Below are 15,115 nucleotides of genomic sequence, written 5' to 3' on the forward strand. Positions count from 1 at the left end.
GGGTTCATGGACAGGCGGTTCCCACGGGGACGCGGACCGATGCACCCTGGTGCACGGTGACCGAAGTCGCGGTGTTGTTCGGATCGGTGACGGTCGACTGGATTTCCCACTTCGTGTCGGAGCACAGCGACAGGACGGCCGTGGCGCCGCCGGAACCGATCACCAGGTCGCCGCTGCTGCTGGTGGGCGTGCGGCACACGTCGCCCATCGGCAGGTCTTTGTTGAGGACCGGCTTGCTATCGAGGCAGAACGGCGCCGCCACCTGGGCGGTGAAATCGTTATTGCCGTCGCCGTTGACGTCCACCGGAACCGACGAAGCGGGAATCGGGTTGAGCGTGAAGGACTGGTTCATCACCGACTCCACGCCCTGCTGGGCGACGCTCTTGGCTTCCACGCGGTACTGCTGGTTGGACGCCACCTTGGTGTTGACCATGCTGGAACTGGCCATGGAGATGGCGAACAGCAGGAAGATCACCAGGAAGATCAGCGTCATCATCAGCGTGAAGCCGCGCTGGCGCCGGGAAGGGAAGGGCGCATGCCTCATGTCAGTTCTCCCGTACGCCGCCGACATTCCACACGCGCGCGACCGCGCTGTAGACGTGGCGCTTGTAAGCGTCGTTGTAGGGGCCGTCCGGCGTCGCGCGGCCCAGGTCGTAGGTACGCGTGTCCGTCCATCCCACCGTCGGATCGAGGTTGCGCGCCAGCACGGTCACGCGTACCGCGGTCACGTTGGCCCAGTTGGTGGTCGCGTTGATCCAGCTGTAGCCGCCGCTGCCGGTGCAGGTGGCCGAGTTGTCGATGGCCGGGTTGTCGACGTAGCAATCCGGCGAGCCGTTGTTGTCGGTGTCGACGCCGTAGGCCAGATGCACGTCCTGGATGCCCGCCACCAGCGACGAGACCTGGATCGAGCCGTTGATGAACTCCGCGACCTTGAGGGTCGGCATGCTGTCGCCGCCCGTGCCGCAGTTGTCGCAACCGGCCAGGTAATAGGAACGGACCACGTACTTGCGTAGTTCCGCGGGCTGGGCGCCGCTGCAGGTCTTGCCCAGCAGCGTGAAGCTCGCGGACTTGTTGTCGTAGACGAGCTGTTTCGTGTCAGTGGTGCAACTGGACTGCTGCAGGTAGTACTCGGTACCCGAAGCGGCCGGCGTGACATTGCCCGAGGCATAGCGGACGGTGATCGCTTCGCTTCCCGTCGCCATGTTGGTCAGGCAGGTCGGCACCGCGCCACCGGCGGCCACGCCGGACACGGCGACCGGCACGGTGAGCGGCGAGGTGGTGGTATCGAAGCCCATCGAAGCCTGGGCGGTCGTGCAGGGGCCGGGCAGGCTGTACTGCAGCGACACCGGCAGGCCGGGGCGCCCGAAGAAGCCGGCCATCTCGATGTCGCGCGCCATCGACTCCAGCGCATAGCGGCCGTTTTCCACCTGTTCGCCGGTCTTGTTGAATTCGGCGCGGGCCTTGGAGGTGGCGACGTAGAGCGAGCCGAGCGCGGCCAACAGCGCCAGCCCGATCGTGACGCCGATCATCAGCTCGACCAGCGACAAGCCGCGCTGGCGATGGGGATGCAGAGTTGGGCGGTGAGGGCGCATCGTGCTCGTCAGGTGAGATTGGCGATCCGGACCTGCACGCTGACCGCGCGGCGCAGTTTGTCGTCAGGGCCGAACTGGTTCTGACCGCAGGTCAGGCTGGGCGCGGCGGTCGGCATCAACCCTTGCCAGACCACCGTGACGCGATAGATGTTGTTCGTGGCATCGATCTGTTCGACGCAGCCGATCGCGCCGATCATCGCGCCGACCTTGTTGCCGCCCGAGACCTCGCCCGCGCCGAGCAGCGCATTGCGCCATGCCGCCAGGTCGGCGTTGGCGGTGGCGGCCTGCAGCGCGGTCGGGGTCGGCGTGCCGGTGGCGCAGGTGGGCGGCGCGGCCGAGCCGGTGCCGGTGGTCAGGCCCGTGGCGCCATTGGAATAGCAGGCGGCCACCTGCCGGTTGGCATTGATGCGGGACACCATGTCCTGCACCAGGGTGAGGGCCTGCACGCGCTGGTAGGACTCCATCTCGTTGCGCGTCGAGCGCGCCATGAGCGTCACCGTGCCCAATAGCGCCACGGAGGCGATGAGCATCGAGACCAGCACTTCGATCAGCAGAATGCCGCGCTCGTGTTTCATGAGCAGGCTCCCTTGGTGGTCTGCACGCGACCGGTGGCGCCCACCGCGACGCACAGCGGCTGCTGGCCCCGCGACGTGACCGTGGGCTGCACGGAGAACGACAGGCCCGTACCCGACATGCGGCCGTCGCCGCCGAAATTGAACGAGGTGTTGCCGCCGGTCTCGCTGATGCTGAGCCCATCCAGCGCACTCTGCGCGCGGATGGTGCTGGCGGTCGATACGGTCGCGGCGCTGCTCACGGTCCACCCCTTGCTCCAGTCCGAGCCATTGGCGACCACGTAGACCGGGCCGTTGCGCTTGATCGCCTCGCTGCGCGCGAGCACGACGCTGGAGGCCAGGTCCATGGTGGCGTTCTTCAGCCGTTGGCGTTGCAAGAAGGGGGCCATCTGGGGCACGGCCAGCACGGCGAGCACCAGCAGTACCGAGATCGTGACCATCAGCTCCACCAAGGTGAATCCGTTCGATTCGTGGCGCATGGCTACTTCTTCCAGCATGTCGTGGAAGAGCCGCTGGCGGTCTTGTTGCCGCTGCTATCCAGCTTGAGCGTGCCGCAGTCCGTGTCGCGGCTCTGCAAACTGCCGGATTTGGGCGCCGCGGTGATGGTGTATCCCGGGGGAGGGCCGGCCACCAGGGCGATCGTGAAGGTGTAGTTGGACGAGACCGAATCGGGCAGCGTCCCGTAACCCAATTGAGACGGGTCAGTCGTGTACACCCGGCTGTCGATCATGTAGCGCTCCTGGGCGCTGGCCATGTCGAGCATCACGTCCTCGGCCGCGGCGCGGTTGGCGCGCAGCATGTAGCGGTAGTAGTTGGGAATGGCGACGGCGGCGAGGATGGCGATGACCGCCACCACGATCATCAGTTCGACCAGCGTGAAGCCGCGCGCGCGCGCCCGGCCCGCTCGCGCATGGGCGTCCGGCGCTGTGCTGAATGGCAAAGCAGGCGTGACCATGTGAATGGTCCCCTCCCCCTGGGGTGTCCATATGTGGTGTAGCGGGAAATAAACGTCGCTAAGTATTTCCTAAGTAATAGCGACTGTTCCAATTCTGATGCGTTCAAAGCGTAGGTCTGGCTATTCGGACTGTCAATTTGCTGAACGGCCGTAAATCGAATGGCGGTGGGGGTTTTCCGCATGAAGCTGAACGATTTTGGCTTTTTTTCTTGCGGACTCGACCGGAACAGCAAGTTTGCCGAAAGAGAATCGAAAGTTTGCTGTCCTGGTTTTGTTGACCGGCGCACACGCGCGACCGATTACTTAGAAATCGCTTTGCGCGAAAGCAGAAAATCGCCTGAATAAGCCTGCGCGTTACCTCTTTTCGTTTTTGTGATTGTCGGCAAGCATTCGCGCCGGGGCCATGGCCGGGAAATGCGGCGATGGCGGATGCGGAGTTCATCTGACGGCCTTTCTGGGGACGGTGCCTCGATGCGAACGAACTCCAACCATGTGTTTCAAGGGCGAACCATGAAAAGACATTTGCTTGCGTTTTCCGTGCTGAGCGCCGCCGTCGGCCTGGGTCTGACCGGCCAGGCGGCCGCGCAGACAAGCACCACGACGACCACGACGACGACCACCACCACGACGGTGGAAAGCACGCGCCTGACCACGTCGTATACGACGCTGGCGGGTTCGACCGACAACGCACAGGCGCTGGTCACCGGTCTGCGCGGCGGTACGTCGGTCGTGCTGGTCACCCCGGCGACGGCGACCGCGCCAGCGGTGCAGACCACTTTCACGCCCGCCACCGGCCCGATGGGCTGGGGCAACGTCAACATCGCGCTGTCGCTGGCGCAGGCGGAGCTGACCAAGGCCGGCATCACCAATCCGACCGCGGCGGATCTGCAGACGGCGCTCAACGGCGGCACCATCACCACCTCCACGGGCACGGTGCAGCTGTCCGGCGTGCTCGCGCTACGCGCGTCCGGCGAAGGCTGGGGCCAGATCGCCAAGTCGCTCGGCTTCAAGCTCGGCGAAGTGATGGGGCAGGCCAAGGCCCATGGTCCGCTGCCTTCGAGCGAGGACATCGCGCACGGCGAGAAGGGCAAGGCGGAGAAGGCCGAGAAGACCGCGAAGGCCGACAAGGTCGATAAAGCGGACAAGGCGGAAAAAGCGAACCGCCCGGACAAGCCGGAGCGTCCCGAGAAGGCCGATCGCCCCGACAAGCCCGAGCGCCCGGACAAGCCGGAACACGGCGGCCGCTAAGCCGCAGGAACAACTCCAACGAAAGACCCGGGAGGCCCGCGCAGGGCCTCCCTTTGCTGCTGCTCCCAAGGACAAGACGCTATGAAGCTGAAGAACGCAAGCACGCTCGCCGCCCTCGGCGTGCTGGGCCTGATGGCCCAGGCGGCGCACGCCGACGACTCCACCGTGAAGGTGGGTGCCGGCGTGGATTACACCTCCGGCAAGTACGGCACGTCGGAGACCACCGACATCACCCAGGTGCCGGTCTCCCTCGGTTACGACACCGGCGACTGGTCGCTGAAGCTGGTGGTGCCGTACATCCGCGTGTCCGGTCCCGCGGACGTCATTCCCGGCGTGGGTCCGGTGAACAACGGCAACCCGAACGGCCGCGGCAAGGGCCACGGCAAGGGCCAGGGTTCGGCCGGTTCCACCAGCACCACGGCGGACACCACGACGGGCTCGGCTTCCGGTCTCGGTGATGTCATCGCTTCGGCGACGTACTCGGCATACCACAACGATGCGAACAACTTCGGCATCGATCTCACCGGCAAGGTGAAGTTCGGCACCGCCGACGAAGACAAAGGCCTGGGCACCGGCAAGAACGACTACACGTTCGCGGTGGACATGTACAAGGGCTTCGGCCAGTGGACGCTGTTCGGCGGCGTCAGCTACACCTCGCTGGGCAGCTCGCAGTACATCAAGCTCGACGACGTGTTCGGCGCGAACGTCGGCGCGAGCTACAAGCTCGACAGCCAGAGCACCATCGGCGCGTACTACGACTATCGCGAAAAGGCGTCCAGCACGAGCTTCTCGCGCAGCGAGCTGACGGGCTACTACTCGTACAAGTTTGCGAGCCAGTGGAAGGCCCAGGTGTATGCCACCAAGGGCTTCACCGACGGCAGCCCGGATTGGGGTGTCGGCGCTTCGGTGGTCTATTCGTTCTAAGCGAAGGCTAAGCTCGTTTTCTAAGTACGCGCTAAGAAAGGCGGGAAGAAGACGGCCGTTTGGCCGTCTTCTTTTTTTGTGCGCGAAAAATGCGACGCGGTATACGCGTTCGCAAATCATTGCGCTGCGTTTGAAAGATGGCGGTAAGGAAACGGGCGCAGCGTGCGGGCATCTCGTTCGCGTTGGGGCGCCGCGTTGCGGTCGTGAGCGAGATACGCAGCTGGTGGCGCCTTTGCGTCGCGGCATCATCGCGGGACGGGCGCGAACCGGCCTTGAGAGAGAACGATCGTTCGTCAACTCTTCATGGAGGCCCATCATGTTTCTGATACGAACCGGTGTCGCGGGCACCGCGTTGTGCGTCGCCGTCGGCCTGGCCATGGCGGGCGGTGCGCGCGCCGAGAGCCAGAGCGGCGCGGAAGTGACACCTGCCGTGCAGCACGACACGCTGCATTCCTTGCGCGGTGTGATGCCGCGCCCCGACGATTTCTCGAAGAGTCCACGCAACCACCCGGCGCGACCGGTGCCCATGCTGGACGGGCCGGGCACGCAAACCGACGGTGCCGTGCAAACCAGCTACACGGGCGTGGCCGCACCCACCGCCGGTAGCGGCGTCGATGGCGTGGGCCAGGGCTTCAGCGGCCCGCAGGGCACCTTCTCCGTGAACAGCGCGCCACCGGACACCAATGGCGCGGTGGGCGCCACGCAATACGTGCAGCTCGTCAACACCGGCTTCGCCGTGTTCGACAAGGCGACCAAGAACGTCGTGTACGGACCCGTGCAGACCAATACGCTGTGGTCCGGCTTCGGCGGACCGTGCGAGAGCGACAACGATGGCGACGCGGTGGTGGTGTACGACAAGGCTGCCAACCGCTGGATCATCTCGCAGTTCGCGGTCACGGCGGCGCCGTATTACCAGTGCGTGGCCGTGTCGGCGACGAGCGACGCCACGGGTGCGTATTACCGTTACGCGTTCAACTACGGCTCCGTGTTCCCCGACTATCCGAAGCTGGGCGTGTGGCCCGACGGGTACTACATCACCTTCAACATGTTCACCAATACGTTCGCCGGCGCGAAGGTCTGCGCCTACGACCGCAATGCCATGTTGAACGGGCAGGCGGCGACGCAGCAGTGCTTCCAGCTTTCCACCAGCTACGGCAGCCTGCTGCCGGCCGACCTCGACGGCAGCACTGCGCCGCCCGCAGGCTCGCCCAACTACATGATGAATTTCAGCTCGAACCAGCTCAATTTGTGGAAGTTCCACGTCGACTGGAGCAACAGTGCCAACACCACGCTGACCGGCCCGGTCGCCATCCAGGTGGCTTCGTTCTCCGCCGCGTGCAGTGGCGGCACCTGCGTTCCCCAGACGGGCACCAAGCAGAAGCTCGATTCGCTGGCGGATCGCCTGATGTTCCGCCTGGCCTATCGCAACTTCGGCGACCACGAGTCGCTAGTGGTCAGCCATGCGGTGCGCGTAGGCACCACGCAGCGCAATCCCTACAGCGGCGTGCGCTGGTACGAGATCCGCAGCCCGGGTACCGCGCCGGTGGTGTACCAGCAATCCACGTACTCGCCTGACACGACCTACCGCTGGATGAGTTCGCTGGCGATGGACAAGCAGGGCAACATGGCACTGGGCTATAGCGCGTCGAGCAGCGCGATCCATCCGGCGATCCGCTATACGGGCCGTCTGGCGACCGATGCGCTCAACACCATGCAGGCCGAGGCGAGCATGATCGAGGGCACCGGCTCGCAGAGCGGCAACAACCTGGCGCGCTGGGGCGACTACAGTGCGATGACCGTCGACCCGGTCGACGACTGCACGTTCTGGTACACCAACGAGTACCTGAAGACCACGGGCTCGTTCAACTGGAGCACGCGGCTGGCGTCGTTCAAGTTCGGCACCTGCCAATAAGCGCCATCACGCGGTGAAACCCGGAACCCCGCTCGCAAGGGCGGGGTTCTGTTTCTGGGCTCAGCCGGGCAAGACAGCGCGCAGGCATTCGACGATGCGCATGAATTCGTCGTCGCGCAGCCAGGGGCTGTTGGTGATGGTCAACGATCGCGCGGCGAAGTCGCGCGCGTGCGGCAGATCGGCGCCGGGCACGATGTCGCGCAGATAGCCGTAGTCCGGCAGCGCATGAATGAACAGGCGGCTCACGCCGAGCCCGGCCGTCCAAAGTTTCGCCAGCGCCGCATCGCGCGAGGCAGCATCCGGCATCGTCAGCAGCAGGAACGGCCAGGTGCCTTGCGTTCCAGGTGCGTCGTCGAAAACGGTCACGCCAGGAAGCGCGCGCAGCGCATCGAGGCGCCGCAGCGCCTGCGCGCGCGTGGTTTCCAGAAAGCCGGGCAGCCGCCGCAATGCGTGCGAACCCACTGCCTGGCGCCAGTGCCCGAGCGGATGCAAGGGAATGTCGGTGTCGAAGTCGTCGCCCACCGCCGCGACCGGATCGTTCTCCGCCAGCGCGCGGCGCAGCGGCTTGCCGTAGGCGAGGTAGAGCAGGGAGGGGCGATAGGCGATGGCATAACCCATCAGCTCGACCGCGCGCTGCATGCTCCAACGCAGGCTCGGGCGGATCACCTCGCGATGGCTGTCGGCGAAGGCGCGACGCAGGCCGGGGTCGCGTGACATCAATACGCCGCCTTCGTACAACGTCAGTCCTTTGCCGACCGCGAGACTGAAGAAGCCGGCATCGCCCATCAGCCCGACCGTGCGTCCGTCCTGCCGCGCGCCCAGCGCCTGGGCGGCATCTTCGAGGACGTAGGCGCCGCAGGCCCGCGCGGCGGCGAGGGCCTGCCGCACGTCCGCCACGCGGCCGGCGAGGTGCGTGGGTACGACCGCGAGCGTGCGTTCGCCGCACGATGCGGCGAGTGCCGATGGGTCCAGGTCGAAGTGATCCGGCGCGAGGTCGCAGAGGCGCGGCTTCAGGCCCACGCGATGAATGGCGAGCGCGACGAGCGGACAGGTCCAGGCGGGGACGACCACTTCGTCGCGCCCGGGACGCAGGCGATGCATCGCATGCAAGGCCACCACCATGGCGGCGGTGCCGGAGCATTCCAGCTGGACCTCGTCGATGCCGAGCCAGCCGGCGAGCGCCGCGCCGAAGTCGGCGCGGCGCGGCAGCAGGTCCGAAAGATGCAGCGGCAGGCCGGCGGTGGGCGGCAGCTCGCGGCGCATGGGCTCAGTCCCCGGCGGAAGCGCCGAGCGCGCCCTTGGCTTCGGTCGGCGCGTCGCCTTCGGGATGCGCGCCGCTCTCGGCGAAGGCGAGGCAGACGATGCCCGCCACGATCGCCAGTGCGCCCAGAACGCGCGCCCAGGTCAGCGGCTCGTTGAACAGCCAGACCGAAAACAGCATCACGCTGACCACTTCCAGGTGCGTCACCGCGAAGGCCGGGCCGATCGGCGCATGCTTGAGCAGGGTCATCCAGGTGAAGAAATTGCCGATGTAGCCGACCACCGCCAGGTAGATCCACGGATGGCCGAACACGCGCACGATCCAGGCCCAGTTGGCCTCCGGCGGAAACGCGTGGTTGCCGGCGTACTTGAAGCTCAGCTGCACCACGGTGTCGAAGGCCACCAGGATCAGGAAGCCGAAGAAATAGAAGCGCCCAAGGCGCGCGGGTTGCATGCGCTCAGCCTCCACCGGCGACTCCCACGATGGCGACGCCGGCGGTGACCAGCAGGATGCCGGTGACGCGCAGCGGGGTGAGCTTTTCGCGGAACAGGATGCGGCCCGCGATCATGATCACCACGATGTTGATGGAACCGAGCAGCACGCCTTCGGAGAGATCGACCAGCGACAGGAAGGCGATCCACACCAGGAACTCGGCGACGTAGGACAGGATGCCGACCCAGATCCAGGGGCGCGCGGCCATGTAGCGCCAGCGCGCCATGCCGTCGCCCGCGGCCGGGTCGCCGGCGGCCGCCTTGAACGCGAGCTGGCCCACCGTGTCGAGGGTGACGTTGAGCAGCCACAGCGTGATGGCGAGCGGGCTCATGCGCGCGTTTCGAGCGGCAGGCCGCGAGGGCGAAGAGGTTTCTCGCGAACGGACATCCGGATCTCCACTGTGGTCCTTGTCACCCGTCGTTACCCGGGCGGCCTGTCAGCCGTGGCGGCGGTCAGGCCGCGGCGCGTGCGCCGTCGGCGGTGGTGTTGGCGATCCGGCCGAAGAAATCGGCGGAGCGGTCGATCAGCAGGCGGCGTTCGCGGTCGATGGTGATCATGTGGTAGCTGTCTTCCAGCAGCAGCATTTCCACGGGACCGGATACGGAACGCTCGACCAAGTGCGCGTTGCCGACGCTGGCGATGTCATCTTCGGTGGCATGGGCGATCAGGCAGGGCGCGGTGACCTTGGGCAGGTCCCGCTTGACCACCGCGGCCATCTTGTACATCTCGGCCAGCGACGGCCATGGATTGCCCGGCAGGCCGGCCGCGGCGCTGTCGCCGCCGAGCATCAGCGAACTGATCTGCGCGCGGATGCGCTCGTCGCGCAGGCCGTAGGGCTCGTTCTCGTACACCATGCGCTTGCGGCCGATGCCGAGCCGGTCGATCAGCGGGAGCAGGAACGAGAGCTTGCCGTACCAAGGCGTGGCCCAGCCGTCGTAGCGGAACGTGGCGCCGTAGACGCCCACCCCCTTGACCAGGTCGGGACGGTCGGCGGCCAGCTTCAGCGCGAGCACGGCGCCCATCGACAGGCCGGCGACGAACAGGTGATCCAGGCCGGCGGCGTAGCGTTCGGCGGCAGCCTTCACGCTGTCGTACCAGTCCGTCCAGCCGGTGGCGAGCAGGTCCTCGGCATCGCCGCAATGGCCGGCCAGCTGCATGCCATAGACATCGAAGCCGGCGCGGTTGAGGCCCTTGCCGACCAGGCGCATCTCCGCCGGTGTGCCCGTCAGGCCATGGATGAGCAGCACGCCGGCGCGGCCGCCTTCAAAGCGGAACTCGACGTTCTGGATCACGACGGGCGGCCCCCACGGGAAAGGAGGCAAGACAGTACAGCAGAGCGCATGGATTGACGGCTGGTAAGGCGGATGAGGGGAGTCTGGCCGGGGGCTCTTTCTAAAAACTTTCGATGCCCGCCGGCCCCGGCTCAGCGCCCGTTGAAGCGGCTGACCCCGATAGACAGGCCGATGCTCCCCGTGGGATGCGAGCAGTCGCCCAGGTTCTGCGAGAGATTCACCGCGCCGCTGTTGTAGGTGCCCGAACCCCAGTGGTTGCCGGTCACCACGCCCATGCCCACGCTGCCGTGGACCTGGGGCTGGTTGTAGGTGGCGTCGTCGCAGTGCGGGCGGGCGGCTTCCGCCTCGGCCTCGTCCTGGGCGGCGGTGCGGCCGCTGGTGTCGCCGTAGTAGACGCCCGGGGCGGGGCGGCCGGCGGTGGCGGCGCCGGTCGGACGGGCGTTGACCGCATCCATGGCGGGCGGGGCGTCGCGCGGCGTCGCCGGGGCCGGTGCCGTACTGGCGCTGGCCGGGACGCTGCCGGGCGGGAGCTTGAGGTTGAGGCCGCTTGCTGTCTGCGCCTGGGCGGCAGCGGCAGGCAGGGCGAGGGCGAAGGCGAGCGCGGCGGGGATGAGCTTGGTGTTCATGGGGAGACTCCGGGGGCGCTGCCGATAACGGTTGGGGCAGGGAGAGCGTGCACAACGTGGTTTTGATGATTTGCCGTGCGGAGAGTTCCAGTGCGGAACGCTTGTTCCCTTCGCGGAGGAGACGCCGGTCCTGCAGGGACTCCCTTGGTCGCGGCAGATGGGGCGGGGGCTCGATAAAGTGTTCTACGAAGCGAGGCTGTTTTACGGGTTCCCGCTTCTACGCTTCGTAGGTTCCCCTCACCCCGGCCCTCTCCCCGGGGGGAGGGAGTGGGGAGTGGAGGCGGCGCTTGGGTTAGGGCACTTCGGCCGTCCACTCGTGCTTGTGGAATTTGTTCGTGGCCAGCTCGCGCGCCCGGGCCAGCTCCTCCGGACGCAGCGCGTCGTCGCGCAGGCCGTGCAGGCGGCGGAAGGTGTCGATCATGCGCTGGATGACCGCTTCGCGCGGCAGGCCGGTCTGGCTGCGCAGCGGATCGACGCGCTTGGCGGCGCTGGCGGTGCCTTTGTCGGAGAGTTTCTCCCGGCCGATACGCAGCACCTGCAGCATCTTGGCCGCGTCGATGTCGTAGGCCATGGTCACGTGGTGCAGCACGGCGCTGCCGTGGCGCGCCTGCGCCGCGCCGCCGATCTTGCCGGCGGCGGAAGCGATGTCGTTGAGCGGCTGGTACCAGGCCTCGATGCCCAGTTCGCCGAGCGCATCGATCACCCAGGCGTCCATCAGCGCATACGATTCCTGGAAGGAAAGGCCTTCCACCAGGCTGAGCGGCGCATAGAGGGAATAGGTGATGGTATTGCCCGGCTCGATGAACATCGCGCCACCGCCGCTGATCCGCCGCACCACCTCGATGCCGTGGCGATGCGCGGCATCGCGGTCCACTTCGTTGCGAAGCGATTGGAAGCGGCCGATCACCACCGCGGGCGAGGCCCATTCCCAGATGCGCAGCGTGGGCTTGCGGCGGCCGGAGGACACTTCTTCGGTAAGGACTTCATCCAACGCCATGTGCAGCGCAGGGGGCTGCGGCGCCTCGTGGACCAGCTGCCAGTCGTGCTCGGGCCAGGCGCTGCGGGTCATGCGCCGGCCCCTTGGTGCAGGGCGCGGCGCACGGCCACCGCGATCGCCTCGGGCGAGATGCCGTACATCAGCACGTCGGCCGACAGCGCGTCCTGCACGGCATTGGCCAGCTCGGCCTCACCGGCGAAGGCGCTGAGTCCTTCCAGCGCGGCGTTGATCCGGCGCAACGCTTCGGCCGGCTCCAGGAAGAAGTCGCCGCTCACCTGCACCTGCCGCAACTGGCCGGCGTGGACGTCCAGATCCACCACGACCAGCTTGCCGCCGGGCATTTTGTACTCGCCGTGCATGCGTACGCCTCCGGCATGAAAAACGCCGCCCGGCGGACCGGGCGGCGCATGGATCAACCCGTGGTTTCGATCCTTTCCACGCGGCGCAGGCCGCGCGGCAGCACGCCGCCTCGGGTGGCGCGATTGCCGCCGAACTCCACCAGGTCCGACCAGCGCAGGGTGAGCTTGCGCTGCCCCGCGTACAGCGTGACCTCGCCCTTGCCTTCGCTCACCACGGCGACGCCCGCGACGCGCTCGTCGCCCGAGGCGAGCTTGGCCTTCGGAATCTCGATCAGCTTGTTGCCCTTGCCCTTGTCCAGTTCCGGCAGCTCGGCTACCGAGAACATCAGCAGATGGCCTTCGGTGGTGACCACGACGATGCGGTCGCGCGATGGGTCGGCGCTGATCTGCGGCGGCAGCACGCGCGCGCCATCGCCCAGCGTGAGCACTTGCTTGCCGGCCTTGTTGCGGCCGGTGAGCGCCTCGAAGCGGGTGACGAAGCCGTAGCCGAAGTCGGTGGCCAGGATCAGCCGCGTGTCGTTGTCGCCCGCGCACAGCGCGTCGAAGCTGGCGCCGGCCGGCGGGCTGAAGCGGCCGGTGAGCGGCTCGCCGTTGCCGCGCGCCGAGGGCAGCGTGTGCGCTGGCGTGGAGTAGGTGCGGCCGGTGGAGTCGATCACCACCACTTGCTGCGTCGTGCGCGCCTTCGCTGCCGCGAGCAGGCTGTCGCCCTCGCGGTAGGAGAGGCCTTCGGCATCGATGTCGTGGCCCTTGGCCGCGCGGATCCAGCCCTTCTGGCTGAGCACCACCGTGACCGGCTCGCTGGCGACCAGCGCGCTCTCGTCCAGCGCCTGCGCGGCCTCGCGCTGCACCAGCGGCGAGCGGCGGTCGTCGCCGTACTTGGCCGCGTCGGTGCGCAGTTCTTCCTTGATCAGGCCCTTGAGCTTGGCCGGCGACTTCAGCAGGACGTTGATGCGCGCGCGCTCTTCTTCCAGCTGGTCGCGCTCGGCATTGATCTTCATCTCCTCGAGGCGGGCCAGCTGGCGCAGCCTGGTCTCGAGAATGTAGTCGGTCTGCTCTTCGCTGAGCTTGAAGCGCGCCATCAGCACCGGCTTGGGCTCGTCCTCGGTGCGGACGATGCGGATCACTTCGTCCAGGTTGAGGTAGGCGATGCGCAGGCCTTCCAACAGGTGCAGGCGGCGCTCGACCTTGGCCAGGCGATGCTCCAGCCGGCGCGTCACCGTGGTGGTGCGGAAGCTCAGCCACTCCGTGAGGATGCGCTTGAGGTCCTTCACCTGCGGGCGGCCGTCCAGGCCGATCATGTTGAGATTGACGCGGTAGCTCTTTTCCAGGTCCGTGGTGGCGAACAGGTGCTGCATCACCTCGTCCGGATCGATGCGGTTGGAGCGCGGCACGACCACCAGGCGGATCGGGTTCTCGTGGTCGGACTCGTCGCGCAGGTCCTCGATCATCGGCAGCTTCTTCGCGCGCATCTGCGCGGCGATCTGCTCGAGCACCTTGGACGGGCTGACCTGGTGCGGCAGCGCCGTGATCACGATGTTGCCGTCTTCGCGCTGGAACACCGCGCGCGCGCGCAGCGAGCCGGTGCCGTTCTGGTAGATCGCCAGCAGCTCGTTGCGCGGCGTGATGATTTCCGCCTCGGTCGGATAGTCCGGACCCAGGATGTGCTCGCACAGATCGGCCACGGTCGCGTCCGGATCGTCGAGCAGGCGGATGCAGGCACTGACCACTTCGCGCAGGTTGTGCGGCGGAATGTCGGTGGCCATGCCCACCGCGATGCCCATCGAGCCGTTGAGCAGCACGTGCGGTACGCGCGCGGGCAGCCAGCTGGGCTCTTCCAGCGTGCCGTCGAAATTCGGCACCCAGTCCACCGTGCCCTGGCCCAGCTCACCCAGCAGCGCCTCGGCGATGGGGCTGAGCTTGGACTCGGTGTAGCGCATCGCCGCGAAGCTCTTCGGGTCGTCCGGCGAGCCGAAGTTGCCCTGGCCGTCCACCAGCGGATAGCGGTAGGAGAACGGCTGCGCCATCAGCACCATCGCCTCGTAGCACGAGGTGTCGCCATGCGGATGGAATTTGCCGATGACGTCGCCGATGGTGCGCGCGGACTTCTTGGGCTTGGCGGTGGCGGCGAGCCCCAGCTCGCTCATCGCGTAGATGATGCGGCGCTGCACGGGCTTGAGGCCGTCGCCCACGAAGGGGAGCGCGCGGTCGAGCACCACGTACATGGAGTAATCGAGGTAGGCGCGCTCGGCGTATTCCTTGAGCGGGATCTGTTCGAAATTAGCTTGCAGATTCATGCCGTTGCGTTGGGTGGGTGGCGCGCGGGGCGCGTGGGGCAGGCGGGGGATGGTGCCAGATTGGCGGGGATGGGGACAGCGTGGGGCGGCTTGGGCGCCCTGTGGCGCCTCGCTCCCGCCTGCAGCCGTCATTCCGGCGCACCCCGAAGAGGGGGCAAGGACCGGGACCCAGTGGCGTCACGGCTCGGTTGTCGCGTGATCGCCTGGTTGTCTCGCCCTCTGGGCGAGGGTTTCGCTCTCCTGCCGGAGAGCGAGTTACTTCTTCTTGCTTGCCCAAGAAGAAGTAACCAAGAAGAAGGGCCCCCTGCGCGGCGCCCTCCGCAGCCTGCGCTGCTCCGGGTGCGTTGAGGGCTGGCCGGGCTTTTCGACAGGGCATCCATGCCCGAATCGAAAAGGCGGGGACGTCCTGTCCCCGCCCGCCTGCGGCGGCCTGATCGTCCAGCCCTCACCGCCGCGAAGGGAACCCGGGAGATCAAGAGCGACACGGAGCATCGGGCTGCGCCCTCGCTCTCGTTATGTTTTGGCTGCTTGCCGCGGTACCGCACTTCTCCTTCTCCCCTCCGGGGAGAAGGCGGGATGAGGGGACCTACG

General features: G+C 67.0%; 17 protein-coding genes. 4 read left to right on the forward strand and 13 right to left on the reverse strand.

The annotated features are described in order from the left end of the window. Nucleotides 1-4 precede the first annotated feature (4 nt). The 5 genes from RKE25_RS07305 to RKE25_RS07325 are packed head-to-tail and all read right to left on the reverse strand — an operon-like array spanning nt 5 to nt 3,119. A complete protein-coding gene (locus RKE25_RS07305) occupies nt 5-544 on the reverse strand; it encodes a PilX N-terminal domain-containing pilus assembly protein (protein WP_311841577.1) in 540 nt (179 codons plus the stop codon). A 1-nt stretch (nt 545) separates the two neighbouring features. After that, nucleotides 546-1,592, reverse strand: coding sequence for a PilW family protein (locus RKE25_RS07310; protein WP_311841578.1), 1,047 nt, complete (start codon nt 1,590-1,592; stop codon nt 546-548). Nucleotides 1,593-1,600: 8 nt separating this feature from the next. Next, on the reverse strand, nt 1,601-2,167 hold the full coding sequence (gene pilV / locus RKE25_RS07315; RefSeq protein ID WP_311841579.1) for a type IV pilus modification protein PilV: 567 nt from the start codon (nt 2,165-2,167) through the stop codon (nt 1,601-1,603). Continuing rightward, complete coding sequence (locus RKE25_RS07320) at nt 2,164-2,643, reverse strand: GspH/FimT family pseudopilin (RefSeq protein WP_311841580.1); 480 nt, start codon at nt 2,641-2,643, stop codon at nt 2,164-2,166. The genes pilV and RKE25_RS07320 overlap by 4 nt, the downstream gene beginning before the upstream one ends. A gap of 2 nt (nt 2,644-2,645) precedes the next feature. After that, complete coding sequence (locus RKE25_RS07325) at nt 2,646-3,119, reverse strand: type IV pilin protein (protein ID WP_311841581.1); 474 nt, start codon at nt 3,117-3,119, stop codon at nt 2,646-2,648. 180 nt (nt 3,120-3,299) lie between these two features. On the opposite strand from RKE25_RS07325, the gene RKE25_RS07330 reads away from it, so the two are divergent. The 4 genes from RKE25_RS07330 (at nt 3,300) to RKE25_RS07345 (ending at nt 7,203) form a co-directional block, all read left to right on the forward strand. Further along, a complete protein-coding gene (locus RKE25_RS07330; protein WP_311841582.1) occupies nt 3,300-3,464 on the forward strand; it encodes a hypothetical protein in 165 nt (54 codons plus the stop codon). 165 nt (nt 3,465-3,629) lie between these two features. Continuing rightward, the gene (locus RKE25_RS07335) at nt 3,630-4,367 is read left to right on the forward strand and encodes a hypothetical protein (RefSeq protein ID WP_311841583.1); all 738 of its coding nucleotides are present in this window, start codon (nt 3,630-3,632) and stop codon (nt 4,365-4,367) included. A gap of 81 nt (nt 4,368-4,448) precedes the next feature. After that, nucleotides 4,449-5,291 carry a transporter gene (locus tag RKE25_RS07340; protein WP_311841584.1) on the forward strand — a complete coding sequence of 281 codons (843 nt, stop codon included), beginning with the start codon at nt 4,449-4,451 and terminating at the stop codon, nt 5,289-5,291. 316 nt (nt 5,292-5,607) lie between these two features. Further along, nucleotides 5,608-7,203 carry a hypothetical protein gene (locus tag RKE25_RS07345; protein WP_311841585.1) on the forward strand — a complete coding sequence of 532 codons (1,596 nt, stop codon included), beginning with the start codon at nt 5,608-5,610 and terminating at the stop codon, nt 7,201-7,203. A 60-nt stretch (nt 7,204-7,263) separates the two neighbouring features. Here RKE25_RS07345 and RKE25_RS07350 read toward each other — a convergent pair whose 3' ends face one another. The 8 genes from RKE25_RS07350 to parC all read right to left on the reverse strand — a co-directional run bounded on the left by RKE25_RS07350 (nt 7,264) and on the right by parC (nt 14,524). Further along, the gene (locus RKE25_RS07350) at nt 7,264-8,466 is read right to left on the reverse strand and encodes a DegT/DnrJ/EryC1/StrS family aminotransferase (protein ID WP_311841586.1); all 1,203 of its coding nucleotides are present in this window, start codon (nt 8,464-8,466) and stop codon (nt 7,264-7,266) included. Between the two features lie 4 nt (nt 8,467-8,470). Next, a complete protein-coding gene (locus RKE25_RS07355; protein WP_311841587.1) occupies nt 8,471-8,917 on the reverse strand; it encodes an EamA family transporter in 447 nt (148 codons plus the stop codon). Nucleotides 8,918-8,921: 4 nt separating this feature from the next. Continuing rightward, complete coding sequence (locus tag RKE25_RS07360) at nt 8,922-9,287, reverse strand: EamA family transporter (RefSeq protein WP_311841588.1); 366 nt, start codon at nt 9,285-9,287, stop codon at nt 8,922-8,924. A 121-nt stretch (nt 9,288-9,408) separates the two neighbouring features. Further along, on the reverse strand, nt 9,409-10,248 hold the full coding sequence (locus RKE25_RS07365) for an alpha/beta fold hydrolase (protein WP_311841589.1): 840 nt from the start codon (nt 10,246-10,248) through the stop codon (nt 9,409-9,411). 131 nt (nt 10,249-10,379) lie between these two features. Then, nucleotides 10,380-10,874 (reverse strand): hypothetical protein, encoded by a 495-nt coding sequence (locus RKE25_RS07370; RefSeq protein ID WP_311841590.1) that lies wholly within the window; start codon nt 10,872-10,874, stop codon nt 10,380-10,382. Between the two features lie 292 nt (nt 10,875-11,166). Then, a complete protein-coding gene (locus RKE25_RS07375; protein ID WP_311841591.1) occupies nt 11,167-11,943 on the reverse strand; it encodes a biotin/lipoate A/B protein ligase family protein in 777 nt (258 codons plus the stop codon). Then, on the reverse strand, nt 11,940-12,230 hold the full coding sequence (locus RKE25_RS07380) for a biotin--protein ligase (protein ID WP_311841592.1): 291 nt from the start codon (nt 12,228-12,230) through the stop codon (nt 11,940-11,942). Before RKE25_RS07380 ends, RKE25_RS07375 begins: the two co-directional genes overlap by 4 nt. 53 nt (nt 12,231-12,283) lie before the next feature. Beyond that, nucleotides 12,284-14,524, reverse strand: a complete 2,241-nt coding sequence (gene parC, locus RKE25_RS07385) for a DNA topoisomerase IV subunit A (protein ID WP_311841593.1) — start codon at nt 14,522-14,524, stop codon at nt 12,284-12,286. Nucleotides 14,525-15,115 lie beyond the last annotated feature (591 nt).

Source organism: Dyella sp. BiH032, assembly GCF_031954525.1.
Taxonomy (GTDB): domain Bacteria; phylum Pseudomonadota; class Gammaproteobacteria; order Xanthomonadales; family Rhodanobacteraceae; genus Dyella_D.

Excerpts from the sequence above, each read along its gene's own strand:
- RKE25_RS07345 (WP_311841585.1), top strand. The coding sequence starts at position 5,608 with ATGTTTCTGATACGAACCGGTGTCGCGGGCACCGCGTTGTGCGTCGCC.
- parC (WP_311841593.1), bottom strand. The coding sequence starts at position 14,524 with ATGAATCTGCAAGCTAATTTCGAACAGATCCCGCTCAAGGAATACGCC.
- RKE25_RS07335 (WP_311841583.1), top strand. The coding sequence starts at position 3,630 with ATGAAAAGACATTTGCTTGCGTTTTCCGTGCTGAGCGCCGCCGTCGGC.
- RKE25_RS07325 (WP_311841581.1), bottom strand. The coding sequence starts at position 3,119 with ATGGTCACGCCTGCTTTGCCATTCAGCACAGCGCCGGACGCCCATGCG.
- RKE25_RS07360 (WP_311841588.1), bottom strand. The coding sequence starts at position 9,287 with ATGAGCCCGCTCGCCATCACGCTGTGGCTGCTCAACGTCACCCTCGAC.
- RKE25_RS07310 (WP_311841578.1), bottom strand. The coding sequence starts at position 1,592 with ATGCGCCCTCACCGCCCAACTCTGCATCCCCATCGCCAGCGCGGCTTG.
- RKE25_RS07350 (WP_311841586.1), bottom strand. The coding sequence starts at position 8,466 with ATGCGCCGCGAGCTGCCGCCCACCGCCGGCCTGCCGCTGCATCTTTCG.
- pilV (WP_311841579.1), bottom strand. The coding sequence starts at position 2,167 with ATGAAACACGAGCGCGGCATTCTGCTGATCGAAGTGCTGGTCTCGATG.
- RKE25_RS07340 (WP_311841584.1), top strand. The coding sequence starts at position 4,449 with ATGAAGCTGAAGAACGCAAGCACGCTCGCCGCCCTCGGCGTGCTGGGC.
- RKE25_RS07375 (WP_311841591.1), bottom strand. The coding sequence starts at position 11,943 with ATGACCCGCAGCGCCTGGCCCGAGCACGACTGGCAGCTGGTCCACGAG.
- RKE25_RS07370 (WP_311841590.1), bottom strand. The coding sequence starts at position 10,874 with ATGAACACCAAGCTCATCCCCGCCGCGCTCGCCTTCGCCCTCGCCCTG.
- RKE25_RS07380 (WP_311841592.1), bottom strand. The coding sequence starts at position 12,230 with ATGCACGGCGAGTACAAAATGCCCGGCGGCAAGCTGGTCGTGGTGGAT.
- RKE25_RS07355 (WP_311841587.1), bottom strand. The coding sequence starts at position 8,917 with ATGCAACCCGCGCGCCTTGGGCGCTTCTATTTCTTCGGCTTCCTGATC.
- RKE25_RS07320 (WP_311841580.1), bottom strand. The coding sequence starts at position 2,643 with ATGCGCCACGAATCGAACGGATTCACCTTGGTGGAGCTGATGGTCACG.
- RKE25_RS07305 (WP_311841577.1), bottom strand. The coding sequence starts at position 544 with ATGAGGCATGCGCCCTTCCCTTCCCGGCGCCAGCGCGGCTTCACGCTG.
- RKE25_RS07330 (WP_311841582.1), top strand. The coding sequence starts at position 3,300 with ATGAAGCTGAACGATTTTGGCTTTTTTTCTTGCGGACTCGACCGGAAC.